The organism is Paraglaciecola sp. 2405UD69-4 (genome assembly GCF_047525415.1).
In the GTDB taxonomy this organism is placed as follows: Bacteria; Pseudomonadota; Gammaproteobacteria; order Enterobacterales; family Alteromonadaceae; genus Paraglaciecola.
Map to the genome: position 1 here is coordinate 43,112 of NZ_JBLIXM010000008.1, position 13,933 is coordinate 57,044.

At 40.5% G+C, this 13,933-nt stretch carries 9 protein-coding genes; 5 read left to right on the plus strand and 4 right to left on the minus strand.

Annotation, left to right across the window (positions count from 1 at the left end; genetic code table 11):
- Positions 1-122: 122 nt before the first annotated feature.
- Positions 123-1,592 (minus strand): agmatinase family protein, encoded by a 1,470-nt coding sequence (locus tag ACMUMK_RS17975; protein ID WP_414702535.1) that lies wholly within the window; start codon positions 1,590-1,592, stop codon positions 123-125.
- Positions 1,589-3,097 carry an agmatinase family protein gene (locus ACMUMK_RS17980; RefSeq protein ID WP_414702536.1) on the minus strand — a complete coding sequence of 503 codons (1,509 nt, stop codon included), beginning with the start codon at positions 3,095-3,097 and terminating at the stop codon, positions 1,589-1,591. Before ACMUMK_RS17980 ends, ACMUMK_RS17975 begins: the two co-directional genes overlap by 4 nt.
- 295 nt (positions 3,098-3,392) lie before the next feature.
- Between ACMUMK_RS17980 and ACMUMK_RS17985 the strand changes: the two genes are divergently transcribed.
- The 3 genes from ACMUMK_RS17985 to ACMUMK_RS17995 all read left to right on the plus strand — a co-directional run bounded on the left by ACMUMK_RS17985 (position 3,393) and on the right by ACMUMK_RS17995 (position 8,695).
- Entirely contained in the window at positions 3,393-5,300 is a 1,908-nt protein-coding gene (locus tag ACMUMK_RS17985; RefSeq protein ID WP_414702537.1) for an alpha/beta hydrolase family protein, read from the plus strand.
- 107 nt (positions 5,301-5,407) lie between these two features.
- Positions 5,408-7,339 carry an alpha/beta fold hydrolase gene (locus ACMUMK_RS17990; protein WP_414702538.1) on the plus strand — a complete coding sequence of 644 codons (1,932 nt, stop codon included), beginning with the start codon at positions 5,408-5,410 and terminating at the stop codon, positions 7,337-7,339.
- 141 nt (positions 7,340-7,480) lie between these two features.
- The gene (locus tag ACMUMK_RS17995) at positions 7,481-8,695 is read left to right on the plus strand and encodes a multidrug effflux MFS transporter (RefSeq protein ID WP_414702539.1); all 1,215 of its coding nucleotides are present in this window, start codon (positions 7,481-7,483) and stop codon (positions 8,693-8,695) included.
- Positions 8,696-8,762: 67 nt separating this feature from the next.
- On the opposite strand, the gene ACMUMK_RS18000 is transcribed toward ACMUMK_RS17995, so the two are convergent.
- Positions 8,763-9,089 carry a hypothetical protein gene (locus ACMUMK_RS18000; protein WP_414702540.1) on the minus strand — a complete coding sequence of 109 codons (327 nt, stop codon included), beginning with the start codon at positions 9,087-9,089 and terminating at the stop codon, positions 8,763-8,765.
- A gap of 390 nt (positions 9,090-9,479) precedes the next feature.
- Positions 9,480-10,964 carry a ketol-acid reductoisomerase gene (ilvC, locus tag ACMUMK_RS18005; protein WP_414702541.1) on the minus strand — a complete coding sequence of 495 codons (1,485 nt, stop codon included), beginning with the start codon at positions 10,962-10,964 and terminating at the stop codon, positions 9,480-9,482.
- A gap of 141 nt (positions 10,965-11,105) precedes the next feature.
- Here ilvC and ilvY point away from each other — a divergent pair, with 141 nt between their 5' ends.
- Both ilvY and ACMUMK_RS18015 read left to right on the plus strand, forming a co-directional pair.
- Positions 11,106-11,960 (plus strand): HTH-type transcriptional activator IlvY, encoded by an 855-nt coding sequence (ilvY, locus tag ACMUMK_RS18010; RefSeq protein WP_414702542.1) that lies wholly within the window; start codon positions 11,106-11,108, stop codon positions 11,958-11,960.
- Positions 11,961-12,183: 223 nt separating this feature from the next.
- Complete coding sequence (locus ACMUMK_RS18015) at positions 12,184-13,446, plus strand: PepSY-associated TM helix domain-containing protein (protein ID WP_414702543.1); 1,263 nt, start codon at positions 12,184-12,186, stop codon at positions 13,444-13,446.
- Positions 13,447-13,933: the final 487 nt, after the last annotated feature.

The window sequence follows — 13,933 nt, forward strand, 5'->3', positions numbered from 1 at the left end:
CTTAATATAAACCTATGAATTTTGTAAATAAATACGCCTTGTTTATTTGCTCTTTGACTAGGCAAGTATTCTGCATCCAACAATACTGGGTAGGAGCGTAACAGCACACCTACCCAGTTCTGTTATTCACTAAATGCTAATGGATCAATATGATTAGGTTGGGTATTACCCATTTTTCGCATGGCTATACCAGTTAGGCAAGCATGCATCACATAGTTTGCATTAAGTGCTGTCTTGTAGCTCACATCCAAATAGGGCGTAATATCAAGTATTTCAAACCCAGTCACTTGGGTTTCTGCACATAGGCGCCTAACTAAGGTAGTTGCTTGTGTGATAGATAAACCACCTGGAATCGGACGACCTGCACCCGGTGCATATGCTGGGTCTAACACACTGATATCAAAAGAAATAAAAGTTGAGTCATAGGATTTGGCTTGTTTAATTATTTTATTCTGCGCGACTTTCCAGCCTGTTTCGCCGATTTCAGCCATAGTGTGGTACACCACACCTTGGTCTTTTAGCCATTGTAAGGCCTCTTTATCTTGAGAAGGGCCCCGTAAACCAACCTGAATAAGGTTTTCTCCTAGAAGCAGTTCATCTTCTATTAAACGAGAGACACTTTGCTCGTCTGAATAGTAATGGGCTAAACCACGCTTGCCATTAAAATGCGCATCAAGTTGGATTACACCCACATTTTCTTTGCCGTAATGGTCTGTGGTAGCGGCTACATTAGGATACATAATGGCATGATCACCTCCCACGATAAAAGGAACGACACCTGCATCCATCATAGAACCAATTTGCTCTTTGATATGATCTACACTCAGCTCAAGGCTTAGGTAATCGGTGGTTACATTACCAAAGTCAGCAATGTTTAATGCCATACTTGGGTCAACACCACCTGCAATATCGTAACCTGCTAAACCATACATACCCCGCAGCACAGTAGGAGCATGTTGGGCATCTCGCCATCCAGAGCCTAGCGCCAGTGGCACCCCAACAAATGCTACTTCTATGTTTCCGGCCACTAAATCTTCAGTACGTATTGCTACAGGCGCACCAGCAAAGGTGGGAATACCATCTTCCTCATGAACATAACGTTGTAAATTAATCGGACCTGGGCTGCGTTTATACTCGTCTAATATTGCTGGGCTAATAATCGTACCTTTGTTAAATCCTCCGGCTTGAGTATTAATGGGAATGCTTGCGATATCAGCACTTGTGGATAAAGGCTCAAGTACTCCGTTTTTTATTGTGGAACCAGTGCCCTGACCTTCTTGGAAGTGGGCCGCTTGGTAAGTAATTAACATATCTGAGATCAAGGTCTTCACACCTTGGTCGTCTCTTGTAGCCAATTTAGTAAATAGTTTTTCTTCGGTAAGGCCAAACCAAGCTAATTTTTTACTATCGCGCAAGAAACTTAATTCTTCATCTGTTAGTAGACCTAACTTTGCGCTATCTGTAGGTGGCAAGTTTACGGAAGTAGAAGCTGGCTCAGAGTAACCAATAGTACAAGCAGAAAACCCGATTAAGATAGAGGCTAGCTGCGCCGTAAGAGCTAATTTTTTAGATAAAAACCTCTTGGTCATCATTTTTTCTCTCCATAATAATTATCTTGACCATGCTCAGAAGAAAGCTCACTAATAAACGCTTTTTCTGTGATGCCTTTTTTGTGCATAGCTATACCTGTCATACATGCAAACATTAGACTATTAGCGTTCAGAGCACCGACATAGCTAGCATCAAGAGCTGGCGCAAGCTCTACAATATCAAACCCAACTAGCTTAGTTTCAGCGCATAAACGTCTCACAATTGGGATAGCTTCGCGCATAGTTAGCCCACCAGAAACCGGTGTACCTGTACCGGGCTGAAATGCAGGGTCGAGTACATCTACGTCAAATGAAACATAAAGATAATCTGTGTGCTCTGTGGCTTCTTTGATAACTCTATCCATTACATCGTCCCAGCCACGACGTTCCACCTCTGCCATGGTGTGATACTTCATGCCGATTTCCTTTTCCCACTCGTAGTAACTTTTACTGTAATGGGCTCGTAAACCCACTTGAATAAAATCTTCTGGCCTAACGTGAGCTTCTTTCATTAATCGGTATATAGGTTGACCATGGCTTAGCAGATGCACTCTACCTCTACCTGTGTCTAAGTGAGCGTCGAAATGCACTACGGCCACCTTGCCTTTTCCATACACATCGGCAATACCGGCAACGTTAGGATACTCTAAGGAGTGGTCACCACCGATTATGATAGGTACGGCACCTGTTTCTGCTATTTCCCGTACCATTGAGCGTACTTCTTCGATACTTCGCTCAGTACTCAACTGGTCAATTGCTGCGTTACCGTAATCTACAATATTTAACACTGAACCAGGGTTAACCATAGTCGATACATCTGTGCCACTGGTACCTCTGCGTAGCATACGCATGGCGCGAGGCCCATGGATTGCATCTCGCCATCCTGAACCCATATCTAAAGGCGCGCCCATAATGGCAACGTCTACTTCTCCTGCAATAAGGTCTTCTGGAGTTAAGGCCACAGGGGCACTGGCGAAAGTTGGGATCCCCATACCTCTGCCACTTAAATAGCGACTTAGCTTAATAGGGCCAGGCTCTCTGTCTGGGTTTAATGACTGTGGACGTTTTAAACGCCAACTATTAAATTCAGGGGAGGATTGATCTAACTCTATTGCGCCTTTATTGGTTGCTTCGTTAAAAGGGATGCGTTCATAGATAGACATAACTGTATCTATATATTGCTCAGGATCATTTTTTGAGTCAGAGGTGAGTAATTTAAAAAGTACGTCTTTACCGATAACCGTTCCAGCCTTGCCACTAAGCACAAAATCTCGCTTGGTGTCTGACAAAGTATCTAGAATCGCCATGACATCTTCTGGCACATCTTTTAAGGGGTTTATCGGCATCAAGCCTGGCGTGGCAGAATCAATATCAGAAGGAACCACCCCAGGAATATTAGGTTTATCTGTCGTTGCTTCTTCAGGTGTATTCGTCTGGCTCATGGTTGACGTAGAGCTAATCAGGGTACTTATTAAAATTGATGAAATCGCAATCTTTGTCAGGTTCATAGGATTTTCTTTCCATTTATTGATGGCAACATTATTAATACAATGGAATGTTTCTCAATTAGTCATATGACGCATATCGGGGCGTACTCTAACTCAACCCTGACACTAGCAGGTTAATAATATTACCTCGTGATAACTCGAGTTAAAGAGCAGCAACTAGCATACAAAGCAGCTTAAGAATTAATGTTCTTTTCGGGTAAACTCCTCAAAATAATATTAATTTTATTTTAACAATATGATAACTTTGGGTTTTAATTAGAAATAAATATTTAACATTTAATTGGGATCCTTAAGTATGAATGGAATTCGTCTGTTTGTTTTTTTATGTTTTTGTAGCCTTAATTCTTTTGCCAAAGAATTGGCCATAGAGAGCTTTAGTCAATTACCTAGCCATGCACGACCTAGCTTATCCCCTAGCGGTAATAAAATTGCTTTTATTAAGAACCACCTGTCTCCAGAACTCACCCTATTAACGTCTTTCGACTTAGTAACCGGCAAACAACTGCATTTAGTTAAGTCAGACAACGAAAAAATCAAAATCAAATGGTTCAGATGGGCTAACGAAAAAACGATAATTGTGAGTGTGCGATATACCTCTACTCAAGGACGAACAGATTACACAGAAACCCGCCTACTAGCAGTTGACATTGACGGAGATAGTTCGGTTCAGCGCCAAATTGCCAAACCCAAAAGAAGTCAAAGGTCATCACAATTTCAAGACACAGTAGTGTCATTTTTACCTGACGATCCTGAGCACATTTTAGTAGCACTAGACTTAGATAAAGCAAACTTACCAAGTGTCTACAAAGTTAATATTTATTCAGATAAAAAATCTCGGGTTGTTCGAGGTCGGTCCATGATCCGCAGTTGGATGGCCGATAGACAAGGCAAAGTACGTCTTGGTAAAAGGCTAGATTATGCCCATGGAGCAGCAGGTATCAAAGTACAAATTGGTGATGATGATACTTGGCATGACATGTTTGAATACAACGCCTTAGAAGAGCCTGCTATTACACCATTAGGTTTTGCTAAAGACCCAAACATCTTGTACTACAACCAATATAAAGGCGATAAAAAAGCGCTCTACAAAATTAATTTAGTAACCAAAGAATCTACTTTGGTATTTGAAGACGAAGATTACGATGTGGACGGCTCACTAATTTACTCAAGAAAATCTAATGATGTCATTGGAGTCTATCACTCCAATAGCGCAGACGGTCGAGTATATTGGGATGAATCTAGAAAAAAATTCCAGCAATCTTTAAACAAGGCTTTACCAGATAAAGACGTTTATTTAGTGGACTTTAATCAGGACGAAAGTATTTACCTGTTGTACACAGAAAACGACTATACACCTGGCGTGTATTACTTTGGGAATAGAAATAAAAACTCTTTAGTACCTGTACTTGATCAATATCCAGAGCTTGTTCCAGAAGTACTCACTGAACATAAGTTTATCACCTACACAGCTAGAGATGGCACTGAGCTAGAAGGTTATTTAACCCTACCTCTAGGTGCTGATGGCCCTGTTCCCACAATATTACACCCCCATGGTGGCCCCGGGGCTCGTGAATATGATGGTTTTGACTATTGGACTTCATTTTTTGCAAATCGAGGCTACGCCGTATTTAGGCCCAACTTTAGAGGTTCGACAGGTTACGGTTATGAGTTTACCCAAAGCCAGATGCAAGGCTGGGGTTTGACCATGCAAGATGATTTAACTGATGCCGCAAACTGGTTAGTAGAACAAAACATCGCTGTGAAAGACAAAATGTGTATTGTTGGCGCAAGTTATGGTGGCTACGCCGCAGCTATGGCCGCAGTAAAAACACCAGACTTATTCAAATGCGCTGTTAGCTTTGCTGGTGTAACCGACCTTAAAGAGTTAGTCAGTACCAGCCGCCGCTATCTCAATAGTAACTTTGCAAAAAAACAACTCGGTAGCGACTCTGAAGATCTAAAGGCCCGCTCTCCTGCCTATCATGCTAATAAGGTAAAAATCCCTATGCTGTTTATTCATGGTGAAGATGATGTTGTGGTAGCGGTAGAACAAAGTAAAACTATGGTAAATGCCCTACAAAGTTTAGATAAGGAGGTTGAATTTATTGAGTTAGAAAACGGCGATCATTATTTATCTATTCAGCGTAACCGCCATACAACTTTTAAGGCTATGGATGCATTCTTGAAAAAGCATCTTAACTAAAGGTTAAGGGTATAAGATTCACCATCTCTGAACTTCAAAAATTAATGTCAAATGATTAAGCATTGTGTATAGTTTTATTTGATGTTGTCGTAATTTTTGGAGTTTTTATGAATGGAATCATCCGTTTATGTTGTTTTTTTGCTGCTTTAAGTGTGACTTTAAGCAGTATTGCAGAAGAGTTACCTGTTGAGAGTTTTAGTCAACTGCCCAGCTATTCACAGCCAGCTTTATCGCCAACTGGTAATAAAATAGCCTACCTTAGAAATTATCAATCACCAGAAATTTCAGTATTAACATCAGTTGATTTAACCACAGGCAAAAAGCAACTGATTGTAAAATCTGACAATGAAAAAGTGAGAACCAATTGGTTTGAGTGGGCCAATGATAATACTCTAATAGTAAGCTTACGCTTTGCCTCTCAAAGAGGTACCACTAGTACCATGGAAACCCGTTTAATTGCCATAGATGTTGATGGCGAAACGCCTGTACAGCGCCAGTTACTCAAGCCTCGCACGAGTCGTATGGGTAGTAACGATCGTATTTCTCAATTTCAAGACAATGTCATATCTTTCTTACCCGATGATCCAGAGCATATTTTATTATCTGCAGATTTAGATGTAGCTAGCCTCCCTGACGTATACAAGCTGAACATATACTCAGGAGCAAGAAGCCGACTTGTCAGAGGGAAAATGAAGGTCAGAGACTGGATGGTTGATAGACAAGGCAAAGTACGATTAGGTAAAGCACTTAGCTATAAAGACGGAGAAGCTTCTACTAGAGTAAAAATTGGAGATGACGACACTTGGCATGAAATTTTTGAATATAATGCCTTTACTGATCCGGAAATAACTCCTTTAGGGTTTGCTAAAGACCCGAACATTCTTTACTACAGTAAATACAAGGGAGACAAAAAAGCACTCTACAAAATAGATCTGGTGTCTCGCGAATCCACACTTGTTTTTGAAGATCCTGATTATGATGTGAATGGCTCACTGGTTTATTCCAAAAAAACGAATGATGCTGTTGGTATTCGTCATGCCAATAGTAAATTTGGTCGAATTTATTGGGATAAACCCACTGAAGACTTTCAGATCGCTTTATCTAAAGCACTGCCAGACGAAGACGTGTACTTAACTGACTTTAGTCGTGATGAGAACGTATATTTAATCTTTACCGAAAATGATTTCAGTCCTGGTATGTATTTTTTAGGAAATAGAAAACTAAAAAGCCTCACTCCCATTTTAGAACAGTATCCAAAACTAGTACCTGAAGTATTGACCGAGCACGAACTCGTCACCTACACATCCAGAGACGGAACAAAAATAGAAGGCTACTTAACATTACCATTAGGAACAGAAGGCCCTGTACCTGCGATTATTCACCCCCATGGCGGGCCAGGCGCTAGAGACTATAGTGGCTTTGATTACTGGACGTCATTTTTTGCAAACCGCGGATACGCAGTATTTAGACCTAACTTTAGGGGCTCTAAGGGCTACGGCTATGAGTTTGCCCAAAGCCAGATGCAAGGCTGGGGTTTAACCATGCAAGATGATTTAACAGATGCCGCTAACTGGTTAGTAGAACAAAATATCGCAGCAAAAGACAAAATGTGTATCGTTGGTGCGAGCTACGGCGGTTATGCAGCCGCAATGGCCGCTGTTAAAACGCCAGATTTGTTTAAATGCGCTGTGAGTTTTGCCGGTGTCACCGACCTAAGACAATTAGTTATTAAAAGCCGAAGATATCTAAACAGTAAATTTGTTAAACAACAAATTGGTGATGACTTTGATGATTTACGTGCCCGATCGCCTGCTTACAATGCAGACAAAGTCAAAATACCCATGCTATTTATCCATGGTGAAGACGACAGAATTGTAAGTGTTAGTCAAAGTCGTGTCATGGTTGAAGAGCTGCAAGACTTAGACAAAGAAGTTGAATATATCGAACTAGAAAACGGCGACCACTATTTATCCATTCAGCGTAATCGTCACGCAACCTTTAAAGCTATGGATGCATTTTTGAAAAAGCACTTAAACTAACGATATCACCGCGCTTTTATCCAGTTAATAAACCTTTAGATAAAAGCGCTTTTTTCTAACATATAAAAACTTTAATCATACTGTTACTCAGTAGTGGTAGAATTCATCCGCTCTTTTTCTTATGTATTACAGGTCAATTAAATGTCGTCACCAGAACCCCTAAAAAATCCACCCACTAAGCCCGATATCGGTATTAGTGAATTTGTGGCTCTGATGGCGGTTATGACATCCTTAGTAGCTCTCAGTATTGATGCTATGTTGCCAGCGCTGTCTCAGATAGGTAGCGACTTACAGATACAATCTGTCCAAGATACCCATTTAATCGTATCTCTGTTTTTTGTGGGCATGGGGTTTGGGCAACTTTACTACGGACCTATATCAGACGACAAAGGCAGACGCTATGCTATCTTGTCTGGCTTAATTATTTTTGCCATTGGTTCGGTGATTTGCATGTTATCAGAATCCCTTACTCTCATGCTTATTGGCCGAGTGATCCAAGCGTTTGGGGTGTCAGGGCCAAGAATAGCAGCGCAAGCCGTCATACGTGATAAATATGAAGGCGAGGCCATGGCGCGCGTCATGTCATTTATTATGATGGTGTTTATTCTAGTGCCCATGGTGGCCCCAAGCTTTGGCCAAGCAGTTATGTTTTGGGCGTCTTGGCGGCATATTTTTTCGTCTTTTTTGTTAATTGGATTATTGGTTGGCCTATGGTTCTTTATTCGTCAGCCAGAAACCTTACCAAAAGAAATGCGTCAGCCTTTTAGTTGGCATCAGCTTTGGGAGTCAAGTAAGTTTATATTAACCAACAGATTAGTGATGTTTTACACCATATCCATGGGCCTAATATTTGGTGCTTTTTTGGCGTATATCAGTGCTTCACAGACTATATTTCAAGATATTTATGATGTGGCAGAGATGTTTCCAATTTACTTTGCCTTATTGGCCTTTTCCATAGGGTTTGCATCGTTTATTAATGGCAACTTAGTAATGCGCCTAGGCATGAGAACCTTATGTAGTTGGGCAATGCTTGGTTGGCTCTCTTTTTCTGCTTTGCTTGTAGGGTTAGCTTGGTTTTATGGCGGCATTCCGCCTATGTGGTTGTTTATTCTGGTTTTGTTTTGTGCGTTTTTCTGTATTGGTATTTTATTTGGAAACCTTAACGCCATGGCCATGCAGCCATTAGGAAGCATGGCAGGACTGGGGGCCGCAATTATTGGCTCTTTAAGTAGCCTATTTTCAGTGCCAATTGCGATATTTATAGGTGGATTTATTGAACAAACTATCACCCCAATAGCGCTGGGCTTTGGAGTGTTTGGATTTCTTGCGTTTCTATTTTATTGGAAAGCAGAATAACTTTAGACCCTCACTAGTATGTCATTATACTAGTGGCAGCTATACAAAGTTACTTTGTAACTTATCGCTATTCAACTAACCTAAATTGTGGCGCGGTACTTTGCGCTATCTCTACCTGCTTTGAAGATTTAAGGCCATTTTTTATTCGGTCATAACTAATATTTTTCATGCCCATTGACTGACAAAATTTATAAATAGTTAAAAAATCTTCCTTGGTGAGCTCTTCATCGTTAATTGATAAATGTGAATCAATATACATTTGATCACCATTTGCCGTTAAGTTGGCAACCGCTGAGTATGGCTCTCCATGTTTTTTGACTTTTAAAGCTCTGACCATTTTAACTTCAAACACCCAATCATCCATTTGAGAGATACGCGTTATCGTTTCATTCATTTATCTGTTTCCGATTTACCACTTATACATTAGTACACAAGTACCTATGAATTTTATTATAATATCCTACCACAGCAATTCACGAGCCAAAGTATTATTCCTTAAAAAACAATAAGGTAGCAATATATTTTGGTTTTATTTGTATGCTTTTAGCTACTCCCTGTACAAATAATAAGCACTTTTAAGATATTGAAAATTAATGGCTTATTTTTCTTACCTGTTCGCTGAAGTCATGCACCTTTTTATCATTAATACCTGTATCCATATAAAGACGCACCTTTATTTTACCCATAAAAAAGCCCAACCATAAGGTTGGGCAACAGGGAAGTGTTAAGCCAAAGGCGATAACACTTTTACGACAGAAATCGTCAGTGTTGAATGCAATAAACCTTATGCAGACTCAACAATTGTTTTCATATCAGTCATGTAACCACGTAAGGTTGCGCCGATTGTTTCAACGCCGCTTTCACGGATAGCTTTATTGATATCAACTAATTTTTTGTTATCTACGCTGTTAGTCGCAGTTGTATATGCTTTACCGATTAAATCAATGCCGATATTTGGCATTAATTTCTCACGTAAAATTGGCACTGCAGCGTTAGCGAATAAATAGTTACCGTATTCAGCAGTATCAGAGATAACTACGTTCATTTCGTATAAACGCTTACGGGCGATAGTATTAGAAATTAACGGAGTTTCGTGCAGTGATTCGTAGTATGCAGACTCTGGTAAAATTCCAGCTTCAACCATTACATCAAACGCTAGTTCAACACCTGCTTTGATCATCGCAACTAAAAATACACCGTGGTCGAAGTATTCTTGCTCATCGATAACACCGCTATACTCAGGTGCATTTTCAAAACCAGTCTCGCCAGTCTCTTCACGCCACTTAAGTAAGTTAGCATCGCCGTTAGCCCAGTCTTCCATCATAGTGCGAGAAAACTCACCACTGATGATGTCGTCTTGATGCTTACCAAATAAGTCACCTAACAATACTTTTAGTTCATCAGCTAATTCAAAGGCTTTGATTTTTGCAGGGTTAGATAAACGGTCCATCATATTAGTTACACCACCGATCTTAAGTGCTTCGGTGATAGTTTCTAAACCGTCTTGGATTAGCTTGCCCGCATAACCTGGGTCAATGCCATCAGCTACCATTTTTTCGTAACCTAAAATAGCTGCAACTTGTTGCATACCACATAGAATAGTTTGCTCACCCATTAAGTCAGACTTAACTTCAGCAACAAATGATGATTCTAATACACCAGCGCGGTCGCCACCTGTAGCAGATGCTAATGCTTTAGCGATATCCCAACCTTGACCTTGAGGATCGTTTTCTGGGTGAACAGCGATAAGGGTTGGCACACCGAATCCACGCTTATATTCTTCACGTACTTCAGTACCTGGACACTTAGGTGCACACATAACAACAGTAATGTCTGAACGAATTTGTTGGCCTTCTTCAACAATGTTGAAACCATGTGAATAACCTAAAGTTGCACCTTGTTGCATTAACGGCATAACCGCTTCAACTACACTTGAGTGTTGCTTATCAGGCGTAAGGTTATAAACGATATCAGCTGTTGGAATAAGCTCTTGATAAGTACCAACAGTAAAACCATTATCGCTAGCACGTTTAAACGAATCACGCTTTTCATCAATTGCAGCTTGGCGAAGCGCATAAGAGATGTTTAAGCCTGAGTCACGCATGTTTAAACCTTGGTTTAAGCCTTGCGCACCACAGCCTACTATGACGATTTTCTTACCTTTAAGAAAATCACAACCAGTAGAGAACTCTGAACGTTGCATAAAACGACAGCGACCAATTTGGTCTAATTGCTGACGTAACGATAATGTATTGAAATAATTTGCCATGTATAAATCCTAATCTTTTCTGTGTAAATGAGTGTTTCATTTACGATGGCCAGATAATAGACAATGTATCGCGTTGTTTAAAATGATATATTTGCAATATAATATTTCATAAATTGCAACAATGGTTTTTAGGGACTAATTTTGGACATTCGTAGCTTAGAGTTATTTCAACATTTGGCGAGCAGTTTGCATTTTAATCGCACTGCCCAGGCTATGTTCGTTAGCCCCTCTACTTTGAGTCGCTCAATTCAGCGCTTAGAAGAAGAATGCGGTACGCCGTTATTTGTGCGGGACAACCGTAAAGTTAAGCTCACAGCAGCAGGGTCAAGCCTGTTAGGGTTTAGTCAACAAATGTTAAACGAGTGGAAGAAGTTACAAGCTGAATTACAGCAATCCCACCAGCAACTTCAAGGAGAGCTAAGCTTGTATTGCTCGGTAACGGCGAGTCAAAGTCACCTACCTAGCTTGCTAGATCACTTCAGGCATAAGTATCCTCAGGTTGAAATAAAGCTCAATACGGGCGATCCAGCGCTATCTGTCATCAAGGTTATGCAGCAAGATGTAGATGCGGCTATTGCCATCCACACCCCTGATTTTCCCAAAGAACTACATTTCTTACCTCTAGGGGAGATACCCTTGGTATTGATTGCCCCAAAAGACACGCAATTAACGCGGTTAGAACAAGTGGATTGGCGGCATCACTCTATGGTGTTACCCGAGTCGGGTCCATCAAAACGAATTGTACATCACTGGTTGGCGGAGCAAGGTATTCGCCCTAGAGTATATGCAACAGTAGCAGGTAACGAAGCGATAGTAAGTATGGTGGCACTGGGATGTGGATTAGCAATTGTGCCGCAAATAGTATTAGACCACTCTTCGGTGGGGCAAAAGGTGAGTCGGATTTCTTTAAGTAACATCGAAACCTACCAGCTGGGCTTATGCTGTTTACAAAAGCGGGCACAAGAGCCGGCGATCCAAGCCTTGTTTAGCTGTTAATTTACCCACTTAATACCATCAGTAAGAATGTAAAGAAGCCAAGATAACTTGTGACTATGTATCAATACCGATAATATTTAAGGCAATGCAGCTACAGTAGGCGACGTTAAGTGCAATTAACAGTCATATCCTTAGTTACCCTATAAGCCTTGTGTCTCACCTTATAAATCAATTACAAATAGTAAAATATGAACATACAAGCCTTTAAGCCTTTCTCATTGTTATGAAACAAAAAACATGGTTTACATTACACTATTGGGCGGGCTTTCATTTTAGTCTACTTCTGTCTTTCGTGTTATTAATGGGTACCTTGGCAACCATTTCTACCGAGTTAGACTGGTTAACCAATCCCGCTATTCGGGCTGAGCACCAGGTATCTGAAAAACAGCTAATAGATTGGCCGGCTTTACTACAAGCCGTTAATCAAGACTACCCAAAGGATAAAATTGAGCGTATTAATCGCCCTTCTATGCCTTGGCACAATATCGAGGTCATTGCTCGAGACCAAGAAAATCAGAGGTTCAGAATTTACTTAGATGCCGTTAACCACAATATAACTGGTGAAGGTAAATGGCATAATTTTCAGCGTTTTATTCGAGAATCTCACCGCCATTTAAAGTTACCTCTACCAATCGGTATCTCAATAGTCGGCTCTTTAAGCATAGCTATGTTGCTACTGTTTATTTCTTCGCTGTTTATTTATAGCCATTGGTGGAAATATTTTTTTACCTTTGAGCGAATAAAAACTAGCTTTAAATTAGCCCGTATTAAAACTCAACCTATAAACCTTAGAAAAGAGGCTAGCACCAAGCGACGCTTTTGGGCTGAGCTACACAAATTCATTGGGCTATGGTGTTTATGGTTTGTATTGTTAGTAAGTATCACTGGTGCTTGGTACTTGGCTGAGAGGTGGGGCGCAGGAGTCCGCTACCCTGCGATAAAAAATTCTGTAAACCACAATCAAAGTGGCAATTTAGATGTACAGCCCACAAAAGCTTTGTCCCGTGCCATAGATTATATGCAAATCAATCACCCTGAATTTACTATTAACCAGGTTCGTTTTGTTGCCGCTAAAAACATAATTGAAATTCATGGGCAGGAAGATGCCATTTTGGTGAGGGATAGAGCTAACAAGAAAGTTTTTGATAACCTTACGGGCGAATTTATTGGTGGTCATAATGGTAGTGAGCTTGACTGGCACTTTCGCATATCAGAAGCCGCTGACCCACTTCACTTTGGTGCCTTTTCCAGCTGGCATTATCGTTATGTTTGGTTTGCCTTTGGGCTTGCCTTAAGTTTCCTTAGTTTTAGTGGTATTTACATGTACTTTTTAAGGTTAAGGCAAACAGGAGCATTAAAGCTATTAGAAGGCCGTAATTCTCTTTATGTTTTATGGCTGAACAGCTTCTGGATTAAATGGCCCTGCTTGGGGCTACTATGCGCCTGGTGTTACTTTGCAATTCGTGACTTAATTTTTCTACCTTAACACAGAGTTACTATAACCAATATTTTTGGAGTCCGAATTGGAAGAGCTTGCCGAAGGGATAATCAGGTCAATTCTTAGATTTTTTCGAGTTATCTTAATAGAAGGGATTTGTGAGTTTTTCGTGTTTTGGGTGGGTCGGGTATTTTTATTGATAGTGACGCTTGGGCATTACCCTAGGGGGCATCAAGTTGAAGAACACGAAATTCGAATTTGTTTCACAGGCATATTAGTCATTTTTGCAAGTATTGTTGCCATTAGCATATATGTATAGCTAACAGGTAAAGAAGACATGGTGGATTATAAAGACCGCAGTGAGCGTTGCTGCAACGGATTTTTCACATACGATATAACACCTTTTACATACCTCAAATACTCAAGAGAATTGAAAAAACAGCACCAGATACTGCAGATTTAGAAAGCTGGAGATATTAAAAGCAGCCTAAACTAGCAGTTACTATTTCAACTCAGTGAATAAGAAGGCAAACCT

Bases quoted from the DNA above. Each gene is read 5' to 3' on its own strand.
- ACMUMK_RS17995 (WP_414702539.1), top strand. From the start codon at position 7,481: ATGTCGTCACCAGAACCCCTAAAAAATCCACCCACTAAGCCCGATATC.
- ACMUMK_RS17985 (WP_414702537.1), top strand. From the start codon at position 3,393: ATGAATGGAATTCGTCTGTTTGTTTTTTTATGTTTTTGTAGCCTTAAT.
- ACMUMK_RS18000 (WP_414702540.1), bottom strand. From the start codon at position 9,089: ATGAATGAAACGATAACGCGTATCTCTCAAATGGATGATTGGGTGTTT.
- ACMUMK_RS18015 (WP_414702543.1), top strand. From the start codon at position 12,184: ATGAAACAAAAAACATGGTTTACATTACACTATTGGGCGGGCTTTCAT.
- ACMUMK_RS17980 (WP_414702536.1), bottom strand. From the start codon at position 3,097: ATGAACCTGACAAAGATTGCGATTTCATCAATTTTAATAAGTACCCTG.
- ACMUMK_RS17975 (WP_414702535.1), bottom strand. From the start codon at position 1,592: ATGATGACCAAGAGGTTTTTATCTAAAAAATTAGCTCTTACGGCGCAG.
- ilvC (WP_414702541.1), bottom strand. From the start codon at position 10,964: ATGGCAAATTATTTCAATACATTATCGTTACGTCAGCAATTAGACCAA.
- ACMUMK_RS17990 (WP_414702538.1), top strand. From the start codon at position 5,408: ATGAATGGAATCATCCGTTTATGTTGTTTTTTTGCTGCTTTAAGTGTG.